The organism is Streptomyces sp. NPDC031497 (assembly GCF_055580905.1).
On record NZ_JBVIKO010000010.1, the window covers coordinates 303,101 to 323,304 of the forward strand.

Sequence of the window (20,204 nt, forward strand, 5' to 3'; positions counted from 1 at the left end):
CAAGAGCGGCGCTCTCTCTTTTGTGCGGTGCACTTGTTTGAGATCGGTGCACCGGATGAGGTGCGCTGCTCCAGTTCGAGTGCACTGCTCCAAACTGTGCGCACCGCTCTCGATACGTGGCAGACTTGCTCTCCATGAGCACCGCACAGGGCGCCCGCGCGCGAGCCAGAGTGGAAGTCACCGCGGCCATCAAGGACGAGGCACGCAGACAGCTCGCGGCCGAGGGTGCGGCCAAGCTGTCGCTGCGGGCCGTCGCACGCGAACTCGGCATGGTCTCCTCGGCGCTCTACCGCTACTTCCCCAGCCGGGACGACCTGCTCACCGCGCTGATCATCGACGCCTACGACTCCCTCGGTGAGGCCGCCGAGGCCGCGCACGCCACTGCCCTCGCGGCCGGCGCCGTCCCGGCGCGGCGCTGGGTCACCGTGTGCGAGGCGGTACGCGGCTGGGCGCTGGGGCACCCGCACGAGTACGCGCTGATCTACGGGTCGCCGGTGCCCGGCTACGCCGCCCCGGACACGACCATCCAGCCGGCCGCCCGGGTCGCCCTCGTCCTGATCGGCATCCTGCTCGACGCGTTCGAGAAGCGAGGTCTGGCTCGCACCCCCGTGCCGGCCGAGCTCGCGCCCGAGGCCCGCCGGATGGCCGACGAACTCATGCCGGGTCTCCCGTCGGAGGTGGCCGTCGCCATGGCCGCCGCGTGGGCGCAGCTGTTCGGGCTGGTCGGGTTCGAACTGTTCGGCCAGTTCAAGGGAGTCGTGGAGGACCGTGACCGGTTCTTCCGGCATGCGGCCGCCCAGCTCGCCCATGGGGTGGGTCTGGTCTTCCCGTAGCGGGCTCCGGTCGGCGAGGTGACGTACGCGCCGCCGCCTCGACCCGAGCCCCCCTCCGCGGACGACGGGGCGTTCGCAAAGGGCGGTCGCGGAGCCGACTGGCGTCACCGAGCGGACGGAATTCGCTGCGCCGACGGAAGTCGCTGCGCCGACGGTCATCACGGTGCCGACGGCTGTCACTGTGCCTGGGCGGCCGACGTGCCGACGCCGGCTTCCGGGACGAGTACGACCTTGCCGGCGACCGTCCCGGACTCGGCCAGCCGCAGGGCCTCGGCGGCCTGGGTGAGGGGTAGCCGGGCGGCGATGCGGGCGGTGACCTCGCCGCGCTGGAGGGACTCGAACACCTGGGTGAGGTCGGCGCTCAGCCGGGCCCGGAAGCGGTCCTTGCCGAGGGCGCGACCCTCCCAGACGTTGAAGAAGTACGCGTGCCGGCCGTTGGGCAGCGCGTTCCACAGCCACACCCGGCCGAGGATCTTGAGCACGGGCAGCTGCTTGGAGCCCGAGTCGTCCCGGGTGGTGGCACTGCCGTAGGCGACCAGGGTGCCGCCCGGTGCGAGGAGCTGCCAGGAGTCGATGACGCTGCGGCCGCCGAGGTGGTCGAAGACGGCGTCGACACCGCCGGGGGCCAGTTCGCGGACCCGGGCCGGGACGTCCTCGGCGCGGTAGTCGACCGGGGTGACGCCCAGGTCCCGCAGCGCGTCGTGGTGACGGGCCGCGGCCGTGCCGATGACGTGCAGGCCCGCCGCACGCGCCAGCTGGACGAGGACCGTGCCGACCCCGCCGTTGGCACCGTGCACCAGGATCGTCCCGCCCTGTCGCACCCTGGCCTTGCGGTGGAGCATCTGCCAGGCGGTGATGCCGTTGACGACCAGCGTCTCGGCCTCCGCCGCGCCGACACCGGCCGGCACCTCCACGGCGTCGGCCGCGTCGAGCACGACGTGACTGGCCCAGCCGCCCACCTTGACCAGGGACGCCACCCGCTTGCCGACGAGCCCCGGCGCGACGCCCTCGCCGGCCGTGAGCACCGTGCCGACCAGGTCGTAGCCCGGGACGAAGGGGAACGGCGGCTGGTCGTAGTAGCGGCCACGGCGCATCTGCTGCTCCGCGAAGGAGACGCCGGTGGCCTCCATGCGAACGACGATCCGGCCGGCGCCCGGGACCGGTATCTTGCCGCGCCGGATCTGCAGACCTTCGGGTTCCACGACGCCCGGCAGGACGACCTCGACGAGCTGGGTGTCGGCTGCGGGGCCCTGGGGTGCGGCGGTTCCTGCGGTTTCCATGACGACCTCCATGACGATCTCCCTGTGGACGCAGTCGCAAGCGGGAGAGGTACTCGCTTGCGTTAGAAGCTATAACTAACATGACTGGCTCTCGCGTCAGTGTCAAGCTCTCATGTAGCGGGGTGCACTAACTTCCGTTAGAGCAAATATCGAAAGTGATAGGCTGAAACAGTCGCAACAACCATGAAGGTCAGAAACGGCCCTGAGGGTCAGAGGCAAGGCCAGCGGCTCGGAAACCCGGAAACCTGAAGTGCTCGGGACGCCTGGACGCCCGGGCATCGGGAGACTGGGCGTCAGCAGTGAGAGGAGCGTGCAGGTCATGGCGGCAGAAGCGGTGAGTCCCCGCGAGCGGTACCGGAGCCAGGTGCGGGCCGACATCAAGGCGCGCGCCTGGGAGCAGATCGCCAAGTCCGGCGCGTCGGGCCTGTCCCTGAACGCGATCGCCAAGGAGCTGGGCATGAGCGGCCCCGCCCTCTACCGCTACTTCGGCAGCCGGGACGAGCTGATCACCGAGCTGATCCGGGACGCCTACCGCAGCCTGGCCGACACCTTCCGGGCCGCCGCCGACTCCCGGGCCGGCATCGAAGGCCTCGCGCGTGCCCTGCGCCGCTGGGCGCTCGACGACCCTCAGCGGTACTTCCTCGTCTACGGCACGCCGGTGCCCGGATATCACGCGCCCGACGACATCACCGCCATCGCCCGGGAGATCATGGCCGCACTGCTCGACGTCTGTGCGGCGGCCGAGCCCGAGGCGCCCGCCTCCGCCGGCTTCACCGCGCATCTCGCCCAGCACCGCCAGTGGGCCGATGGCCACCCCGCGTCGCCTGGGGTGCTGCGCCGGGCTCTGGCGTTCTGGACCCGGATGCACGGCGTGCTCTCCCTCGAACTCGCCGGGCAGTTCGCGGGCATGGGCTTCGACCCGGAGCGGCTGTTCGACGCCGAGGTGACGGAACTGGCATCCGGCCGCTGACCGCACCGCACCGCACCGCACCGCACCGCACCGCCCCGCACTGAGCCTCCGCCAACTTGAAGACGCAGGTCAAAGGGCTGGCGTGACGGTCGCCCCAGGTTCTCGCGCTGGTCGGAGGCGGCAGTCTCCGGAGTAGATCGTCTGTCAGCGGTTGACTTCAAGATTCGCCATGACGAGCAGTGCGCGCAGGAGGTGGGTGGCGCGGGTGGCCTCCGTGTTCACTCGCAAGTCAAGTGCGTCGCATAGTAGTTCCGGTCAGGATCGCCAGCCCCAGGGAACCGCCGAGCTGCTGAGAGGTGTTCACCAGGCCAGAGGCCGGGCCGGTCTGCGACCAGTGGACGCCGGAGGCTGCCGCGACCGTGATCGGACCGAATACCGCGCCCGCGCCGATGCCCCACAGGACGAAACCGGGCAGCAGGTTCGCCCAGTAGTTGCCGTCCGCCGGTATGAATGCGAGCAGAAGCTGTGAGAGCGCGATGATGACCGAGGCAACGAAGAGGATCGGCTTGTATCGGCGGACCCCTCGCTCCAGCCGGGTGTGGGGCGGCTGACGGGGCTGCGGGCCCATGCCGGCGGTCAGCAGCCAGGTGAAGCTTGCTGCCCGCCTCTGGAGCAGTGAAGGAGAGCGGATTTCTGCCGGAGATTCCGCCGACGCCAGTAGCAGCGGCGGTTCTCCCGCCCAACCGGTCTCGATGTTCTGCCCGTTCTGTTCTTCAGGGCCGGTGACCCGGCACCGCCGGTGTCAGGACCAGGCGATCTCGCCATGGCGGTCGATGAAGCGTCCGGTGCCGGCACCGGGCCCCTCGGTGGCGAGGGCGACGATCGCGTCCGTGCCCTCGGTGACGGTCTGGGAGCCGCTGTGACCGTTTATGTCGGTCGCGGTGTAGCCGGGGTCGGCGGCGTTGACGCGAATGCCCTTGAGCCCCTTGGCGTACTGCGTGGTCAACATCGTCAGCGCCGCCTTCGAGGAGGCGTACAGCGGCACGGCGACGAGCGACTCGGACCGGCCGGGGTCGTGGGTGAAGGCGAGGGAGCCCATGCCGCTGCTGACGTTGATGATCACGGGGTCGTCCGAGCGGCGCAGCAGCGGCAGGAACGCGGTGGTGGTGCGGACGACGCCGATGACGTTGACGTCGAGGACGGCGCGGGCGTCCGCGGCGGTGAGGTCGCCGGGATCACCGAAGGGTCCCTGTACCCCCGCGTTGTTGATCAGGACGTCGATCCTGCCCTCGTGCTCGGCGACGTCCGCGGCGGCGGCGGCCACGGACGCGTCGTCGGTCACGTCGACGGGGACGAAGCGTGCGCCCAGCGCGGCGGCTGCCTCCTCACCCCGCTCACGGTCGCGGGCTCCCAGGAGAACGGTGTGACCGCACGCGATGAGGCGGCGGGCGGTCTCGCGGCCGATGCCCTTGTTGGCTCCGGTGATGAAAGTGATCGTCATGCCTTCGATGGTTGCCTGGACGAGGGAGCTGGACCAGGGACGCTTCGACGGTGGGAAGACCAGTACCACCCTTGCGCCCCCGCATGTGATCGGGGATGCAGGAGGATGAAGAGCATGACGACGACACCCCCCGGGGCTGGACTGGGCGCGGCGATCCGCACATGGCGGAACCGGCTGCCCCCGTCGGCCGCCGGGCTGCCGGTCGTCCGCAAGCGCCGGGCTGTCGGGCTGCGGCGCGAGGAACTGGCCGACCTGGCCGGAGTGTCGGTCGACTACGTCGTGCGCCTGGAGCAGGGGCGGGCCACGACACCCTCGGCGTCGGTGGTGGCGTCCCTGGCGCGCGCCCTCCAGCTGTCCACCGCCGAGCGGGACCACCTCTACCGCCTGGCCCAGATCGTTCCGCCGGCGGACGGCACGATCTGCGACCATCTCCCGCCCGGTATGCAACGAGTGCTCGTCCGCCTCGGAGACGTACCGGTTGCCGTGTTCGCGGCGGACTGGCAACTGGTGTGGTGGAACCACGGGTGGGCCGCCCTGCTGGGCGACCCCTTGGCCTCGCCGCCGCGGATGCGCAACTTCGCCCGCGACAGGTTCCCGGTGGGCGCCGATCACACCCCCCTCGCGCTGTGGCCGGTCACCGACACGGACCCCGACGCCGCCGACGCCGCCCTCGTCTCCGACCTGCGCCGCGCCACCGGCCGCTTCCCCCGGGACGGTCGCCTGGCCGCGCTGGTCCGCGATCTGAACGCAGGCAACGAGAGGTTTGCCGAGTTGTGGGCGAAGGGAGAGGTGACCGCGAACCGCGAGGTCCGCAAGACGGTCGACCACCCGTCGGTGGGCCCGGTCACGGTGGACTGCGATGTCCTGACCGACGGCGACACCGAGCTCAAGATCGTCATCATGACCGCCGCGCCGGGCAGCGAGGACGAGACCAAACTCCAGCTCACCACCGTCGTCGGCCCACCGGCCGGCGCGCGCAACTGATCCGCCCCGCGCGTCGGCCGACCGGCGGCTCACGGTCCCCCGTCAATCGCTTCGCGTCGTGGGGAACCTTTCAAGCGGCCAACGTCAGCGTGCGGGCCAAGCTGGAACCGCTGCGCGGGAAGCTGGTCAGACTCGTCGATCGCGGCTGGCTGCGCAAACTACCCGACGGCCGGTTCACCACCTGCCTGTGACCAGGCGCGCCAGCGCCCGGAGCGATGGGGTGCGGGCGTAACCGGGGTGCCCCCGGCGGCCGTTCCGGCCAGGAGACCGCCAACCGCGTCCTCGCCACCGGACGCGCACCGGTCGAACACGGATTCGCCCACCTCAAGAACTGGCGGACCCTCACCAAACTCCGCACCGACCCCGCCCGCGCCACCCACCTCCTGCGCGCCCTCCTCGTTCTGACGAACCTCGAAGTCAACCGCTGACGGATGATCTACTCCGCAGACTGTCGCCCACGACCAGCGTGAGTACCCCGTGAACTGGTCACACCAGCTCTTTGACCTGCGATTTCAAGTTGGCGGAAGCTCACCGCATCGCACTCCACCGCACCGTGCCGGATCGCACCGCGCCCGGCGGCGTACTTCCCGGGGAGTACGTGTGATCACCTCGCCGGGCTGACGCTCGCGCGGGCCGGCGCCGACTAGCGTGGCGGACATGGACGAGCAGCGGGTACGGGAGCGCGGCCCCGCGCACTGGTGGCGTTACGGGCCCCCGTGGTGGCAGCGCGCCGACGACGGCGCGGACGGGCCGTCGCGCGGTCGGCTGCCGTGGCGCACCACCGTCCCGCTCACCGTGCTCGTGCTGGTGGGTTCGAACTTCGCCGCCCACCAGCAGCCGCACCGCGAACCCCTCGACGTGTACGCCCGCCTGCTGCTCCTCACCACCTGCGCGCTGCTGCTGTGGCGGCACCGGCACCCGGTGCCCGTGGTGTTCGGCACGGCGGGGCTCGCCCTCGGCTACCTCGCGGCCGGCTACCCGTTCGGGCCGGTCTTCGCGGCCGTCGCCGTGGCCTGCTTCAGCGCCGTCGTCGCCGGGCGCCGCCGGGCCGCCTGGGCGGCCGTCGGGATGCTGTGGGGCGGCCACCTGCTGATCTCGCTCTGGCTCTACCGCTGGCTGCCGCCGCCGGGCGACACGGGGGCGAACCCCGGCCAGGAGACGATCATCGCCACCTGGGTGCTGATCATCGTCTCGGTGGCCGAGCTGGTCCGGCTGCGGCGCGAGCAGTGGGCGCGGGAGCGGGCCGATCGCGCTCAGGCGGCCCGACGGCGGGCGGACGCGGAACGACTGCGGATCGCCCGCGAGCTGCACGACGTGCTGGCACACAGCATCTCGGTCATCAACGTCCAGGCGGCCATGGGCCTCGCGCTGCTGGACTCCGACCCCGAGCAGGCCCGGTCCGCGCTCACCACCATCAAGGCCGCCAGCAAGGAGGCGCTCGGCGAGGTCCGTCAGGTGCTCGACACCCTGCGCGCCCCGGGAGATGCGCCGCGCGCGCCCGCTCCCGGCCTCGGGCGGCTGCCGGAATTGGTCGAACAGGCGGCGAGTGCCGGACTCACCGTGGCGGTGGAGGGGGAGCCGCCGCGACTGCCGCCCGGCGCCGACCTGGCCGCCTTCCGGATCGTGCAGGAGGCGCTCACGAATGTCGTACGGCACTCGGGTTCACGGCACGCGCGCGTACGGCTCGACCACGGGGGCGCCGAGCTGCGGCTGCGGATCGACGACGACGGTCCCGCGACCGGCGCGGACGCGGGCGGCAGTGGGAACGGGCTGGCCGGGATGCGGGAACGGGCGGCCGCGCTGGGTGGCACGATCGAGGCGGGACCGCGCGCCGACGGCGGCTTCCGAGTGCTGGCCGTGCTGCCTCTGACCGATGCCGGGCTGCCTTTGACCGATGCCGGGCTGCCTTTGGCCGATACCGCGCCGTCCTCGGCCGATGCCGCGCCGGCCTCGACCGACTCCGTACGGCCCATGACCGACCGGGAGGACCGATGATCCGGGTACTGCTCGCCGACGACCAGTCGCTGGTGCGGGCCGGTTTCCGGGCGCTGCTCGACGCGCAGCCGGACATCGAGGTGGCCGGGGAGGCGGCGGACGGCGAGGACGCGCTGCGCAAGGTGCGCGAACTGCGCCCCGATGTCGTCCTGATGGACATCCGCATGCCGCATCTGGACGGCCTGGCCGCGACCCGCCGTATCACCGGGGAGAAGGAGTTGACGGACGTCAAGGTGGTGATGCTGACGACGTTCGAACTGGACGAGTACGTCTTCGAGGCGATCCGCTCCGGCGCCTCCGGGTTCCTGGTCAAGGACACCGAGCCGGAGGAACTCGTACGCGCGGTCCGGGCCGTGGTGGGCGGGGACGCGCTGCTGTCGCCGGGTGTGACGCGGCGGCTGATCGCGGAGTTCGCGGCCCGTTCCAAGAAGCCGGCCGACGCCGACACCCTCGCCCAACTCACGGATCGGGAAAGAGAGGTGATGGCACTGGTCGGCATCGGACTGTCCAACGAGGAGATCGCCCGCCGCCTGGTGGTCAGTCCCCTCACCGCGAAGACCCATGTGAGCCGCACGATGGTCAAGCTGGGCGCCCGCGACCGGGCCCAACTGGTCGTCCTGGCCTATGAGTCGGGGCTGGTCCGGCCGGGCTGGCTGGGCTGAGACGACCGCTGGAAGCGGACCAGTACGCTGACGACCCGGGCGAGGAACACCACGGTGGCGAGCGCCACGCCCACCAGCGGCAGCACATGTGCGAGACCGCCGGGCAGATCGAAGAGCAGCGCCGGGCCCGCCACCGCTCCGAAGACCGCCGCGGCCGCGAACACCGCACTGCACAGCGCGTATCCGATCTCGACGGTGATCGCGTCCCGCTCGGCCTGACCGCGCCGTCCCCCGTGACTCGTCATTCCGGCAGTGTCACACCCGTGCGCCCGGCGGAGCAATCGGCCCCGCCGGGCGCACGTTCGGAGGCGTCCCCCGATGGTCGCGCGTCGCGCGTCAGTCGCGCACGGACACGCGCTCCGCCTCCAGGGAGGTGGACTTGGCGATCACGACGGTCTGCTGCCGGCGCGGGGCGCGCAGTCCGGTGAGGGTGATCAGGAGGCCGGCGAGGGCCACGCCCGCGACCACCACGAAGCCCGGGCGGTAGCTGTCGAGCATCGCCTGCGGGGTCGCATGCGCCGGGGCGCCCGCGGTGACCACAGCCGTCACGATCGCCAGGAAGATCGCGCCGCCCACCTGCACCGAGGTGTTGAGGAGCCCGGAGACCATGCCCTGCTCGTGGTCGTCGACCCCGTTGGTGGCCTGGATGTTGAGCGAGGGGAAGACCAGCGCGCAGGCCGCGCCGATCAGCAGCATCGACGGCAGGATCACCGCCGCGTACACCGGGTCCAGGTCGACGCGCAGGAACAGGGCGTATCCGAGGACCATGAACGCGAAGCCCGCCGCGATCAGCCGCGGGGTGCCGAAGCGGTCGACGATCGCACCGACCTTGGTCGAGGACACCGCCACGAGCGCGCCCGCGGGCAGGAAGGCCAGGGCGGTGTGCAGCGCCGACCAGCCGAGCAGGGACTGCATGTACAGGGTGGTCAGGAACTGGAAACCGACGTAGGAGCCGAAGAAGGCGACCGCGCCGAGCTGGGCGCGGATCTGGTTGCCCGAGCGCAGCACGCCGAGCCGGATGAGCGGGCCGGGGGAGCGGCGTTCGACCCGGACGAAGACGGTCAGCAGCACGGCGACCGCCAGGAAGGACAGCAGGGTACGGGCCGATGCCCAGCCCACCTGCGGGGCCTCCACCACGGTGAACACCAGGAGCAGCATGGAGGCGGTACCGAGGACCGCGCCGGGGATGTCGTAGCCGTTGTGGTCGCGTTCGCGGGCGCTGCGCGGCAGCAGCCTGAGACCGGCGACCAGCGCGATCAGGGCGATGGGCGCGGGCAGCAGCATGGTGAGGCGCCAGCTGGCCTCGGTGAGCAGGCCGGACAGCACCAGGCCCATGGAGAAGCCGGTGGCCGCGCAGGTGGTGTAGATGGCGAGGGCGCGGTTGCGCAGCGGGCCCTCCGGGAACGTGGTCGTGATGATCGAGAGGCCGGCCGGAGCGGTGAAGGCCGCGCTCAGGCCCTTGATGAAGCGGCTGGCGATCAGCAGCGGGCCCGAGTCGACCAGGCCGCCGAGCAGCGAGGCGAGCGCGAAGACGCCGAGGGCCACGAGGAACACCTGGCGGCGGCCCAGCAGGTCGGCGGTCCGGCCGCCGAGCAGCAGCAGGCCGCCGTAGCCCAGGATGTAGCCGCTGACGATCCATTGCAGCGTCGAGGTCGACAGGTGCAGGTCGGAGCCGATCGACGGCAGCGCGACGCCGACCATCGACACGTCCAGGGCGTCCAGGAACATCGCGGCGCAGAGCACCAGCAGGGTGCCCCAGAGGCGGGGAGTCCAGCGTCCCTCGGGAGCAGGGGCGGTGAGCGGAGAGGTCATGCCCACAGACACTACATGCACATGCATCGAATGCAAGCGCATTTAATTACGATGCAACAATCCCGTTTCTCTGCTACGGTGCGGGGATGGCGGCGAAGAAGCCCGAGCAGGCACTCGTGGAACAGTGGCGGGACATGCTGGCCCTGCACGCTCGGACCCAGTGCGAACTCGACCGCGCCCTGCACGGCCACGGGCTGTGCGCCAGTGACTTCGAGGTCCTCGACCTGCTCTCCGACGGTCCGGCGACCGACGGCAGTTGCAGCTACCGCGTCCAGGAGATCGCCGAGCGGATCCACCTCAGCCAGAGCGCGCTGTCCCGGCTGGTCGCCCGGCTGGAGAAGGACGGCCTGGTCGAGCGGGCCATGTGCCCGGAGGACCGGCGGGGTGTGCGGGTGGCGCTCACGGGCAAGGGGCGCGCGCTGCACGGCGAGGTGCTGCCGGTGCAGCGCGCGGTGCTCACCCGGATGCTGGCCGGCTAGGGCCTGTCTGACAATTCCCGTCGTCGCCCGGAGGGCGGCCTCGCGGCGTCAGGTGCGTGCTCTCGGCGTGCCGGGCGTAGGCCCTCGTACTGGACGTACTCGGGTCTGCGCCCGGTGCGGCGAGAGTGCGTGCATGGCGTCGCGAGGCAGACGGGAATTGTCAAACAGGCCCTAGGACCGGCGGTCAGATCCCGGACCTGGTGCGCCACAGATCGGCCAGTTCCCGGTCGCCGATCACCTTCGGCACCGGCACCCGGTTCCACAGCGCCAGGTACAACTCGTCCGCAGGACCGGAGAGTTCGGCCATCGCCTCAGGGAGTGCGCCGAGTTCCGTGACGGGCGGCTGCTCCGACAGCCGTACGGTCCAGACCGCGTCCCGGTCCGCGGCGCGCACCTGGAGCACCCGCGGGTACTCGGAGCGGACCCGGCTGCGGGAGCGGGCGTGGAAGCCGCGCAGTAGTTCGTCGATGCCGTCGACCGCGAAGTCCGTAGCGATCGGGGACGCAGGCCCGCCCCGGGCCGCCTCGGCGTCGTACCGGTGCACGGTCGTCTCATGGGCCTGCCGGCGCAGCCAGAAGGTGAGCGGTGAGGGGACGGGGGCGGGGTGGAAGGTCCAGCACGTCACGTTCCGCGGCGCACCGGCCAGGGTGTCGACGAGGTCGCGGTGGCCGTCCTGGAACCAGGTGGTCAGGTCGGTGCCGTCGAGGTCGGGCGGGTCGGGGATGGGCCGGGGTCCGGGGTGGGCGTCGGCGACGACACCGGCGGCCCACCGGTGGATGGTGCCCGTGTGCCGCAGCAGGTCGCGCACCCGCCAGTCCGGGCAGGTCGGCACCTCGGCGTCGAGGCCCGCCGCCGCGGCGGCCGCGGCCAGCGACCGGCCCTCCCGGTCCAGGATCTGAAGATACTCGGCAGTCTCCATGCCGCGAGTCTGCCCGATACGGCACGCGCCGGTGCGACAGGCCTCGGTGCGGCAGGCCCGATGCGGCACGCGCCCGCGCGGCAGACCCCTGCGCCTGCCGTGCCGGCGCTGCGGGACCGGCGTGTGCTGTGTGAACGCCGAGGACCCGGCGTGTGCCGTATATCGGTGAAGCTGGTCGCGGCGCGTGCCCTGTCAGCGCTGCGCTCCCGCCGTGTGCCGTGTGCCGTGTCACGGGCCCGCGCGTCAGCCCCTAGGGCCTGTCTGACAATTCCCGTCTGCCTCACGACGCCATGCACGCACTCTCGCCGCACCGGGCGCAGACCCGAGTACGTCCAGTACGAGGGCCTACGCCCGGCACGCCGAGAGCACGCACCTGACGCCGCGAGGCCGCCCTCCGGGCGACGACGGGAATGGTCAGACAGGCCCTAGCGCAGCAGGAATCCCACCGCGTAGCCCAGCGCGTTGACCGCCCAGTGCAGGGCCATCGGCGCCAGCAGGGAGCCGCTGCGGTCGCGCAGCCAGCACAGCAGGCAGCCCGCCACGGCGGTGAACAGCACCGCCCCGATGTCCACCAGGACCGCCCCGGCGACCGACTGCCCGAAGAGCGAACCGAGCGTCGGCTTGTCCTTGTTGAGGTTCAGCGAGGGCAGGATGTGCCAGAGCCCGAACAGCACGGAGGACAGCACGGCGGCCGTCGTCGCCGTGTGCAGCCGGCGCAGCAGCGCGAACAGCACCCCGCGGAAGGCGATCTCCTCCAGCAGTACGGTCCCCACGGGCACCGCGACCAGCGCCTTGAAGGCGATCTCCGCACCGCTGAGCGCGTTGGTCCGCTGGTCCGCGAACAGCCCCCGGGTGACTGGGAGAAGCGCCCCGCACAGATAGACCGCCGCGACGATCCCGATCAGTGCGACCGCCCAACGCACCCCGTCCACCAGCGTGTTCCGGCCCAGCCCCAGATCGGCCCAGCCGCCCCCGGCACAGAACAGCAGCGCCACCAGGGCCGCCGAGGCGACGACCGCGGTCAGCAGGATCCAGGACCGTGCCCAGCGGTTGTCCAGCAGGTTGGCCGTCACCAGCACGGCCACCGCCGTCACCAGTGCGGCCCGGGTGGGGAGCAGGGAGACCGGCATCTCCGGGTCCGGGCCCGGGGGTGTCAGAACTCGACCGGGTCGCGCAGCAGCGGGCAGGTCATGCAGTGCCCGCCGCCGCGTCCCCGGCCCAGTTCGGCGCCGACGATGGTGATGACCTCGACGCCCGCCTTGCGCAGCAGCGTGTTGGCCCGGGTGTTGCGGTCGTAGGTGAGGCGGGCATCAGCGTGCCGGCGCCCGCGATCATCCAGGCGATCAGCGCGCCCCCGACACCGGTCTCCTCGGCGAACCGGCGCGGCAGCGGGAACACCCCGGCGCCGACCACCGAACCGACCACCATCGCGGTGAGTGCGGGCAGCGTCAGCTTGGCCGCCGGCGGTGAGGAGCGGGGACTCTCGGTCGTCTGGGCCTGGGCCATGCCCACCACGATGGGATATCCCCGAGTGCCCTGCACCTTTTGTCACCCAAGGGGATGGCCTGAGGAGGTCGTCCGGATGCGGCGGCGGGTGCGGTGGCCGATCGTGGTGCCGAGGTGGCCAAGTGGGTGTTGCGGGCAGGACTCTGAACCGGACGAGGGACTGGACCCGGCGGATGACGGAACGGGTGCGCCGGCACGCGGGCCCCGGCCGGGTGGTTCGGCGGCGGCCGTGCTGGTGCGGGATCGCCGTGGCGGTCCTGTGCTACTGCCTGTCCCTCACCCCGTCCCTGCTCCCGCGCTCCTGGTGGCTCCAGGGACTCGTCGCCGGCGTCTCGGCGGTCGTCGGATACGCCGTCGGCGCACTACTGGAGACACTCGCCCGGTCGCTGCTCCGCTGGGCCGGCTTCCGGATCCGTCCACGCGTCCGCAGGATCCTCTGGGCCGCCCTCGGGGCCCTCGGGGCGGCCGCGGTCGTCGCCGTCACCGCCTGGAGCGTGCACTGGCAGGGCGAGGTCCGGCGCGCGGTCACCCTGCCCCCGCAGGTGGTCTGGTGGCAGTGGGCGCTGGTCCCGCTCGTCGCCGTGCTCGTCGGCACGGTACTGCTCCTGATCGGCCGTACGGTACGGCTCGGCACCCGCCTGGTCGCCCACCCGCTCGGCGTCCACGTCCCGCGCCCGGTCGCGTACGCAACCGGGGTCGCCCTCGTCGCGTTCGTGATCGTCGGCGTCGTCCAGGGCTTCCTGCTGCGCGGGGCGCTGGACGCGATCGAGAGCGCCGCGTCCCTCGCCGACCAGGGCACCACCGAGGGCGTCCACCAGCCTGACCTGCCCACCCTCTCCGGTACCCCCCGGTCCGCCGCGCACTGGGACACCCTCGGCGCCCGGGGTCGCGATTTCGTCGGTACGGCCACCACCCGCGCCGACATCGCCGCCTTCACCGGCCGCCCGGCCAAGGACCCGGTACGTGTCTACGTCGGCCTGCGCACCGCCGACACCCTCGACGAACGCGCCGCCCTCGCTGTGCGCGAACTCGAACGCACCGGCGGCTTCTCCCGGAAGATCCTCGCCGTGATGGGCACCACCGGCACCGGCTGGATCAACGACCAGGGCAGCAAACCCCTGGAGTACATGTGGGGCGGCGACACCGCCGAGGTCGCCATGCAGTACTCCTACCTGCCCAGCTGGGTCTCCGCGCTCACCGAGGACGAGGCCGCCGACACCGGGCGGGCCCTCTTCGACGCCGTCTACGACAAGTGGCGGACCCTCCCGGCCGACACCCGCCCCCGGCTCCTCGTCTACGGCGAGAGCCTCGGCTCCTTCTCCGTGGAGTCCGCCCTCGACGGCTCCCTGGCCACCCTCACCTCGAAGACCGACGGCGCGCTGTTCGTCGGGCCGACCTACGACAACCCCCTGTGGAAGAGGGTCACCGCGGAACGGCGGCCGGGCAGCCCCGAGTGGCGGCCGGTGGTCGACGACGGTGCGCAGGTGCGCTTCGCCCAGGTGCCGGCGGACTACGGCATCCCGCCCGCGCCCTGGGGAGAGCCCCGCACGGTCTACCTCCAGAACGGCTCCGACCCTGTCGTCTGGTGGTCACCCGGGCTCGCCTTCCACCAGCCGGACTGGCTGGACCGCCCGCGCGCCCGGGACGTCTCACCGGCGATGCGCTGGTACCCGCTGCTCACGTTCTGGCAGGTGGCCTGCGACCTGGCCGGCGCGGACGGCGTGCCGGACGGATACGGCCACCGCTACGGCAGGATGCCGACTTCCGCGTGGGCGGAGATCACGCAGCCACCGGGCTGGACGGCAGCCGACACGGCGCGACTCTCCGGCCTGCTGGAATCGGTATGGGAACCGGGCCTGCTGGACTGAGAAGCGGGCACCACACCACCACGGCGCCACGTCCCCGGTCCGTCACTTGCTCGTCGCGCCGCCGCCGCAGACCACGGAGTTTCTCTTGAGCAGCACCTCGTCCTGTCGGAAGAGCGGGATCTCGTAGATGGTGAGGAGACCGGTGACGGTCGCCTTCCGCCGGCCGGGCGCGATCCGCACGGCCGGCGTCCCGCCGGGGTCCGGGAGTACGCCGCGGACGCGCATCTTCTTCACGATCGGTGCCTGCGTGCAGGAGCGTTGACGATGCGGCAGGTACGGCAACCGGCCCGACGGTGCTTCTGCGTGGAGCCGTGAGAAGGCGAAGTCCCACCGGGCGCTCCGGTGGGACTTCGCCGTGAGCTCGGCCGGCGCCGCGTCAGTTCCGTTCTTTCTTGGGGAAGACGTACTCGTCGAGGACGAGTCCGACGGCGACGGCCGCCGGGATGGCGACGAGGGCGCCGATGATGCCGAGGAGTGCCCCGCCGACCAGTACCGCGAGGACGGTGACCAGCGGGTGTACGTCGACGGCGAACTTCATGGCCCTCGGCACGATGAGGTAGTCCTCGGCGATGCGGAAGACGACGTAGAAGACGGCGGTCGCGAGCGCGATGGGGAGGGACACGGACAGTGCGACGAGGCTGACGATGATGCCGGCGAGAGTGGAGCCGACGATCGGGATCAGGTCCATCAGGGCCGTGAAGATGCCCAGAGCGGCGGCGTAGGGGACGCCGGTGGCCGCGCACCAGCCGAAGGTCGCCAGTCCGGCGATTCCTGACGTGACGAGGTTGCCGAGCATGAACTTGCCTATGCGGTTCATGATTTCTTCGGCCACGCCCTCGACGCGCTCGCGGCGGCTGGCCGCCACGAGGCGGTAGCAGAACTCTTTGATGGCAGGCAGCGCCGCCATGCAGTACAGGGTCACGGTGATCACGACGGCCGTGGACGCGACGGTGCTCAGGACCATCTGGCCGGCGCCCAGGACGCCTCCTGCCAGGCCGGACGCTCCGCCTCCTGAACCGATCTGTTCCTTTGCCTTCTCTACCAGGTGGAAGCGGTCCTCCAGGCGGCCGATCGTGGACTGATGGTCGTGGAGCTGCTCCAGCCAGCCGGGCACCGCGTCGACCAGCGCGGTGATCTCCTTGGTCACCGGAGGAATGACCAGAGCCAGGAAGCCGCCGAGTACGGCGAGGAACCCCGTCAGGACGATCGCGACGGCCCAGCCGCGCCGCAGCCCCCTGCGCGTGAACCAGACGACGAGTGGTTCCAGACTGATCGCGATGAATACGGCCAGCAGCAGCAAGGTCAGCATCGAACTGACCCGCATGACGGTCTGCACGGCGAGCCAGGCCAGGCTCGCCCCGAGCCCCAGAGCGAATCCCACCGTCACCCAGGACCGCTTGCGGCCGCCGCGTGGCTCACGGCTCGGTGGCTCCTGGGGCGCTTCCCGGGACACCTGTCTGCCGGCCGCCGGGCCGGGGTCGGGGTTGTTCAGGACCGTCCCGTCCTGCGCGGCGTGCTCCTCTCGAGCGGACTCGGGCTCGGACTGCGCGGACATCGCGATGCCTCTCCTCGACTGCCTCGTACGGGTGTGGGTTTCGCCGCGGGGCGCCCCTGACCGCCACGCACCCTGTGCCGGTCACCCACGAGAGTTGGCCCCAGACGGGGAGGGTGGCACCGGTGGCGCCGGTGCCGGGTACCCAGGCACTGCGCTCGTACCGCGTACGCGCGGGGTTCGCCTGTCCGGCCGGCGTGTGGCGAGCGGTCACAGCGGTGTGCGCAGTGAGGTACGGCCGTCGCGCCAGGCGGTGAGGAGGTGGTCGCCGAGCCGTTTCTCGGTCCATTCGGTGGCGTCGACGCCGAAGGCGACGTCCCTGTCGAGAGCGGGCTCCGCTTCCAGGAGGCCGCCGACGACGTCCCGGCGGACGATCTGCTCGTGGACCGCGTCGGCTTCCACGTGCTCGGTGTAGAAATGGACGGCCGCGGGGCCCGCGCCGACTCGCACAAGGCCCTGGGCGAGGCGCCGTGAGCCGGGTGACGAGGTGGTCTCCACGGCCGCGAAGTGACCCACCAGCGCCCCGCGCAGCGCGCGGTGGAGTCCGAACAGGGACATGAGGTTGACGCTGGTCAGCATCTCCGCACCGGTCGTGTCGACATAGCGTCCGTATGTGGTGTCCAGATCGAGATCGGCCATCAGGTCGGCGAACAGCCGGGCGTGGATGCGCTCGGGTCGTCCGGCACCGAACTCGTCGTACTCCACGGCGACCATCGCGGCCTTCGCGCGGCCCGTGAGACGCGGGATGACCCAGGCGTGTGGATCGGCTTCCTTCAGGTGGTAGAGGGAGCGTTGGGCCGCGTACTCGCGGAACTGCCACAACTCCCCTCGATCCTTCAGGAATGAGGAGGGCCCGTCGGCGTCGACCGGTTCCACGAGGAGGTCCGCGAGGGCTTCCTCGGCCGTGCGCGGCGGTCCGACGTCGGCGCGGAGCGCGGACAGGAAGCGGTGTTCCATCTCCGCCCGCAACCGCAGCAGACCGGGCTCCCACTCCCACCCGGCGTCGACGCCGGCGAAGCCGCGGTAGTGCAGTTCGTAGCAGAGGTAGAGCGCCAGTTGCAGATCGTCCCCGTACGGGTCCGCGTGCACCGCTGTCACCCGCCGCGGCAACGGCGTGCCGGCGGGACGGGTCAGGGCCTGGCGGACCGTGCGGGAGAGTTCGCCCCTGCTCCGCGGCAGCGCGGCGCCGGTGGCGCCGTCGCGGGCGGTCATCGCAGTGGTGGTCATGCGTTCCGCCTCTTCTCCCGGGCACGGTGGCTGGTGTCGCACCAGGGATAGGCCCGGCTGCGCCGGCAGACGCAGAGCGCGACGGTGAAACGGTCCGAGCACACGGTCCTTCCGTCGTCGAGCACCACCTCGACCGGTCCTTCGACGAGGATCGGCCCGTCGCTCGTCAGCGTGACGCGGCGCGGCGGTTCAGCGGGTCCGTTCGGCACGGATGATCACCAGCTCTTCCTTCTCCTCGCCGGCGTCGACGAGCCCCCGCTCGCGCAGCCACGCCCCCCGCGAGCGGAGCACGGGACCGAACGGCACGAGACGCCGGTCGGTCACCCGGGCGTCGAGTCCCGACCGCGCCAACGCGGCCAGGGTGGGTGCGATGCCGCACAGCGCGGAGTGCACGAGCAGCAGCACACCGCCGGGACGCAGCGAGGTGTGCGCGCGGCGGCAGATCCGGTCCAGCAGGAGGCGTCCGTCCGCACCCGCGTCCCACGCCACCGCGGCATGATGCCGGCGGGGGACGGCCCCGGGTGCCGGGACGTAGGGCGGATTGCTCACGACGAGGTCGAACCGGCGGCCGGCGACCGGGCCGAACAGGTCACCGTGGAGGACTTCGACGGGCAGCCGGGCGAGCCGGGCGTTGAGCCGGGTGGCCAGGACCGCCCGGTAGGTCCTGTCGACGGCGGTGACGCGGGCGCCCCGCCGGGCCGCGGCCAGGGCGAGGGCCCCGGCGCCGGTGCCCACGTCCAGGACGGCGGCTCCGGCGCCGATGTGCTCCCGGCCGAGGGCCTGGGCCAGCAGCTGGGTGTCGTGCTGGGGGGCGTACACCCGCCACGGGGCCAGCACCGAGCCGGCTTCGCTGTCGTTCCGGGTCGTCATGTCGATCACGTCTGTACCTCGCAGCCCGCGCCCCGAGTGTGTCACCGGACGCACCCGGCGGGTGGCTCCATGCGAGGGGGCGCCTCACGGGAGAGCCTCGTAGGGCACACCCGACCAATGCGTCACTGCTCCGAGTGCCCGGCGAAACGGACCTCACACGGCACACCAGACACTTCTACGATCATCCGGGCGCCGCAGCCGCACCCCGGCAGGGCGCGGAGTGACCCGACATCCGATCTCTTGAAGCGGGAGCCAAGTACCGTGACCGATCTCGATCCCTTCACCGACCTGCTCGACTATCCGATGCAGGTCGTGACCGCGGAGGCCGATGGGGAAAGAGCCGGCTGCCTGGTCGGATTCGCCTCGCAGTGCTCCATTCAACCCGCCCGGTTCATGGTCTGGCTGTCCAAAGCCAACCGGACGTACCAGGTCGCCGAGCGTGCCGAACGTCTCGCGGTCCATCTCCTGCGCCGCGACCAGAACCGGCTGGCCCGGCTCTTCGGCGGCGAGACCGGCGACCGCACCGACAAGTTCAGCCACGTCCCGTGGCATCCAGGACCGGGCGGAACGCTGATCCTCGACGAGGCCCCCGCCTGGTTCGTCGGCCGCGTGGAGAGCCGGATCGACGGCGGCGACCACGTCGGCTTCCTGCTCGCCCCGGAGGCGGCGGACAACCCCACGGGCAGCCGAACTCCGCTACTGACGCTGAACGACACCCATGACATCACCCCAGGCCACCCGGCGGACTGAGCCGGCCGAGCGCGGAACCGGGCGGCACCGAACGAGATCAGTCGGCGGGCACCTGCCGGCAAGCGGGTCACTGACGCGGCTGTGACCCCCCGGTCAGTCCGGTCAGTCCGACCACTCCGCCGCGACCAGGACCAGCCGGTCCGGACGCCTGAACTTGCTTGCAGCCCCGGGCGCGCGAGAGCCCCGGGACTCGTCGGAGAGTCCCGGGGCCGTGGTGCCCGGAGCGGGCGTGGGATCAGAGCTGCGGGCCGCCGTACGGGGCGCCGCCCGTGCCGTAGTAGGTGCCCAGTTCGTCGTGGTAACCCGGGTCGCCGAGGTGCTTCTCGCGGTCGAACTCCGGTGCGTCCTTGATCTGTTGCTTGGCGAGGCCGACGAAGACCTTCTTCTCGACCGGGTCGATCCTCACGACCGTGCTCGCCGGGAGCAGGACCTCCTTGCCGAAGATCCACACACCGGTGTCGACCACCAGATAGGCGTCACCGACCTCGTCGGAGTGCTTGTCGACCTTGCCGATGCTGCCGTCCGTGGCCTCGACCTTGTATCCGGTGAGGTCGGCGTCCGCCAGACGGCCCGCGGTCGACTTGTAACTCCACACATTCTCAGTCACGCGAAAACAACTCCTCCGGTAAACGGGGGACGGCAGGGGTTCCCGCCGATCCTCCTTTTCCGTACGTCGTACACAGCGGTTTCTTCGACCGCCTCGGTTGCGAGTGCCCGTCATCCCGGGTTACACGCACCGCATTCAAGCCGGAATCCATCATTCTCTCCGGCCTGGCGCGGGAAATGCTTTCGCCGGTCAACTACCAGCGGTACCAGCGGCCACTCCCACCCTTCGGACGTGCGACGAAGCCCACGAGCCACACGACAAGCACGACGATTGCGACCCACCACAGAACTTTCAGCGCGAAACCCGCGCCGAAGAGAATCAGGGCCAGCAGAAGAACGAGAAGCAGGGGAACCATAATTGTCAACCTCCGAAACGCCGTGTGCCCACCATTTCCCCGTCCATGCCTACGGGCTCGTGACAGGAATTTTCTGAGGCGTCCCGGTCGGGCG

General features: G+C 71.4%; 23 protein-coding genes and 2 pseudogenes. 9 read left to right on the plus strand and 16 right to left on the minus strand.

Features of this window, described 5'->3' with window-relative positions; genetic code table 11:
• Positions 1 to 134 precede the first annotated feature (134 nt).
• Positions 135 to 833, plus strand: coding sequence for a TetR/AcrR family transcriptional regulator (locus ACZ5K7_RS23070; protein WP_468915652.1), 699 nt, complete (start codon positions 135 to 137; stop codon positions 831 to 833).
• A gap of 176 nt (positions 834 to 1,009) precedes the next feature.
• Here ACZ5K7_RS23070 and ACZ5K7_RS23075 read toward each other — a convergent pair whose 3' ends face one another.
• Positions 1,010 to 2,113 carry a medium chain dehydrogenase/reductase family protein gene (locus ACZ5K7_RS23075; protein WP_468915656.1) on the minus strand — a complete coding sequence of 368 codons (1,104 nt, stop codon included), beginning with the start codon at positions 2,111 to 2,113 and terminating at the stop codon, positions 1,010 to 1,012.
• Between the two features lie 319 nt (positions 2,114 to 2,432).
• On the opposite strand from ACZ5K7_RS23075, the gene ACZ5K7_RS23080 reads away from it, so the two are divergent.
• A complete protein-coding gene (locus tag ACZ5K7_RS23080; protein WP_468915657.1) occupies positions 2,433 to 3,083 on the plus strand; it encodes a TetR/AcrR family transcriptional regulator in 651 nt (216 codons plus the stop codon).
• A gap of 229 nt (positions 3,084 to 3,312) precedes the next feature.
• On the opposite strand, the gene ACZ5K7_RS23085 is transcribed toward ACZ5K7_RS23080, so the two are convergent.
• Entirely contained in the window at positions 3,313 to 3,651 is a 339-nt protein-coding gene (locus ACZ5K7_RS23085; protein WP_468915659.1) for an MFS transporter, read from the minus strand.
• 174 nt (positions 3,652 to 3,825) lie between these two features.
• The gene (locus tag ACZ5K7_RS23090) at positions 3,826 to 4,524 is read right to left on the minus strand and encodes an SDR family NAD(P)-dependent oxidoreductase (protein ID WP_089103147.1); all 699 of its coding nucleotides are present in this window, start codon (positions 4,522 to 4,524) and stop codon (positions 3,826 to 3,828) included.
• Positions 4,525 to 4,629: 105 nt separating this feature from the next.
• Between ACZ5K7_RS23090 and ACZ5K7_RS23095 the strand changes: the two genes are divergently transcribed.
• From ACZ5K7_RS23095 to ACZ5K7_RS23110, 4 genes are all read left to right on the plus strand, one after another.
• Entirely contained in the window at positions 4,630 to 5,508 is an 879-nt protein-coding gene (locus tag ACZ5K7_RS23095) for a helix-turn-helix transcriptional regulator (RefSeq protein ID WP_468915661.1), read from the plus strand.
• A gap of 215 nt (positions 5,509 to 5,723) precedes the next feature.
• Positions 5,724 to 5,936, plus strand: coding sequence for a transposase family protein (locus tag ACZ5K7_RS23100; RefSeq protein WP_468915663.1), 213 nt, complete (start codon positions 5,724 to 5,726; stop codon positions 5,934 to 5,936).
• A 229-nt stretch (positions 5,937 to 6,165) separates the two neighbouring features.
• On the plus strand, positions 6,166 to 7,503 hold the full coding sequence (locus ACZ5K7_RS23105; protein ID WP_468915665.1) for a sensor histidine kinase: 1,338 nt from the start codon (positions 6,166 to 6,168) through the stop codon (positions 7,501 to 7,503).
• Entirely contained in the window at positions 7,500 to 8,165 is a 666-nt protein-coding gene (locus ACZ5K7_RS23110; protein ID WP_468915666.1) for a response regulator transcription factor, read from the plus strand. The genes ACZ5K7_RS23105 and ACZ5K7_RS23110 overlap by 4 nt, the downstream gene beginning before the upstream one ends.
• Here ACZ5K7_RS23110 and ACZ5K7_RS23115 read toward each other — a convergent pair.
• Positions 8,126 to 8,410: a DUF6332 family protein gene (locus ACZ5K7_RS23115; RefSeq protein WP_351713009.1), complete on the minus strand. Its 285-nt coding sequence runs from the start codon at positions 8,408 to 8,410 to the stop codon at positions 8,126 to 8,128. The genes ACZ5K7_RS23110 and ACZ5K7_RS23115 overlap by 40 nt on opposite strands.
• A 91-nt stretch (positions 8,411 to 8,501) precedes the next feature.
• Complete coding sequence (locus ACZ5K7_RS23120; RefSeq protein ID WP_450973702.1) at positions 8,502 to 9,977, minus strand: MFS transporter; 1,476 nt, start codon at positions 9,975 to 9,977, stop codon at positions 8,502 to 8,504.
• Between the two features lie 86 nt (positions 9,978 to 10,063).
• Between ACZ5K7_RS23120 and ACZ5K7_RS23125 the strand changes: the two genes are divergently transcribed.
• Positions 10,064 to 10,456, plus strand: a complete 393-nt coding sequence (locus ACZ5K7_RS23125; RefSeq protein WP_351713013.1) for a MarR family winged helix-turn-helix transcriptional regulator — start codon at positions 10,064 to 10,066, stop codon at positions 10,454 to 10,456.
• A gap of 184 nt (positions 10,457 to 10,640) precedes the next feature.
• Here ACZ5K7_RS23125 and ACZ5K7_RS23130 read toward each other — a convergent pair whose 3' ends face one another.
• The 4 genes and pseudogenes from ACZ5K7_RS23130 to ACZ5K7_RS23145 all read right to left on the minus strand — a co-directional run.
• Entirely contained in the window at positions 10,641 to 11,375 is a 735-nt protein-coding gene (locus ACZ5K7_RS23130; RefSeq protein WP_351713015.1) for a maleylpyruvate isomerase family mycothiol-dependent enzyme, read from the minus strand.
• A gap of 425 nt (positions 11,376 to 11,800) precedes the next feature.
• Entirely contained in the window at positions 11,801 to 12,505 is a 705-nt protein-coding gene (locus ACZ5K7_RS23135; protein ID WP_468915669.1) for a lysostaphin resistance A-like protein, read from the minus strand.
• A gap of 23 nt (positions 12,506 to 12,528) precedes the next feature.
• Positions 12,529 to 12,675 (minus strand): annotated as a pseudogene (locus tag ACZ5K7_RS23140) (arginine deiminase family protein); the annotation flags it as partial.
• A 2-nt stretch (positions 12,676 to 12,677) separates the two neighbouring features.
• Positions 12,678 to 12,881, minus strand: a pseudogene (locus ACZ5K7_RS23145) (arginine-ornithine antiporter); the annotation flags it as partial.
• Positions 12,882 to 13,054: 173 nt separating this feature from the next.
• On the opposite strand from ACZ5K7_RS23145, the gene ACZ5K7_RS23150 reads away from it, so the two are divergent.
• Positions 13,055 to 14,749: an alpha/beta hydrolase gene (locus ACZ5K7_RS23150; protein ID WP_468915670.1), complete on the plus strand. Its 1,695-nt coding sequence runs from the start codon at positions 13,055 to 13,057 to the stop codon at positions 14,747 to 14,749.
• Positions 14,750 to 14,791: 42 nt separating this feature from the next.
• Here the strand turns inward: ACZ5K7_RS23150 and ACZ5K7_RS23155 are convergent, their stop codons facing one another.
• The 5 genes from ACZ5K7_RS23155 to ACZ5K7_RS23175 all read right to left on the minus strand — a co-directional run bounded on the left by ACZ5K7_RS23155 (position 14,792) and on the right by ACZ5K7_RS23175 (position 18,398).
• Positions 14,792 to 14,983 (minus strand): hypothetical protein, encoded by a 192-nt coding sequence (locus ACZ5K7_RS23155; RefSeq protein ID WP_468915671.1) that lies wholly within the window; start codon positions 14,981 to 14,983, stop codon positions 14,792 to 14,794.
• A gap of 142 nt (positions 14,984 to 15,125) precedes the next feature.
• Complete coding sequence (locus ACZ5K7_RS23160) at positions 15,126 to 16,304, minus strand: AI-2E family transporter (protein WP_351713021.1); 1,179 nt, start codon at positions 16,302 to 16,304, stop codon at positions 15,126 to 15,128.
• A 207-nt stretch (positions 16,305 to 16,511) separates the two neighbouring features.
• The gene (locus ACZ5K7_RS23165; protein ID WP_468915672.1) at positions 16,512 to 17,528 is read right to left on the minus strand and encodes an iron-containing redox enzyme family protein; all 1,017 of its coding nucleotides are present in this window, start codon (positions 17,526 to 17,528) and stop codon (positions 16,512 to 16,514) included.
• Positions 17,525 to 17,737, minus strand: a complete 213-nt coding sequence (locus ACZ5K7_RS23170; protein ID WP_351713025.1) for a CDGSH iron-sulfur domain-containing protein — start codon at positions 17,735 to 17,737, stop codon at positions 17,525 to 17,527. Before ACZ5K7_RS23170 ends, ACZ5K7_RS23165 begins: the two co-directional genes overlap by 4 nt.
• Positions 17,718 to 18,398 carry a HemK2/MTQ2 family protein methyltransferase gene (locus ACZ5K7_RS23175; RefSeq protein WP_351713047.1) on the minus strand — a complete coding sequence of 227 codons (681 nt, stop codon included), beginning with the start codon at positions 18,396 to 18,398 and terminating at the stop codon, positions 17,718 to 17,720. Before ACZ5K7_RS23175 ends, ACZ5K7_RS23170 begins: the two co-directional genes overlap by 20 nt.
• A gap of 261 nt (positions 18,399 to 18,659) precedes the next feature.
• Here ACZ5K7_RS23175 and ACZ5K7_RS23180 point away from each other — a divergent pair, with 261 nt between their 5' ends.
• The gene (locus tag ACZ5K7_RS23180; protein ID WP_351713027.1) at positions 18,660 to 19,148 is read left to right on the plus strand and encodes a flavin reductase family protein; all 489 of its coding nucleotides are present in this window, start codon (positions 18,660 to 18,662) and stop codon (positions 19,146 to 19,148) included.
• A gap of 235 nt (positions 19,149 to 19,383) precedes the next feature.
• On the opposite strand, the gene ACZ5K7_RS23185 is transcribed toward ACZ5K7_RS23180, so the two are convergent.
• Entirely contained in the window at positions 19,384 to 19,755 is a 372-nt protein-coding gene (locus ACZ5K7_RS23185) for a PRC-barrel domain containing protein (protein WP_351713029.1), read from the minus strand.
• Positions 19,756 to 19,948: 193 nt separating this feature from the next.
• Positions 19,949 to 20,110, minus strand: coding sequence for a hydrophobic protein (locus ACZ5K7_RS23190; RefSeq protein WP_351713031.1), 162 nt, complete (start codon positions 20,108 to 20,110; stop codon positions 19,949 to 19,951).
• Positions 20,111 to 20,204 lie beyond the last annotated feature (94 nt).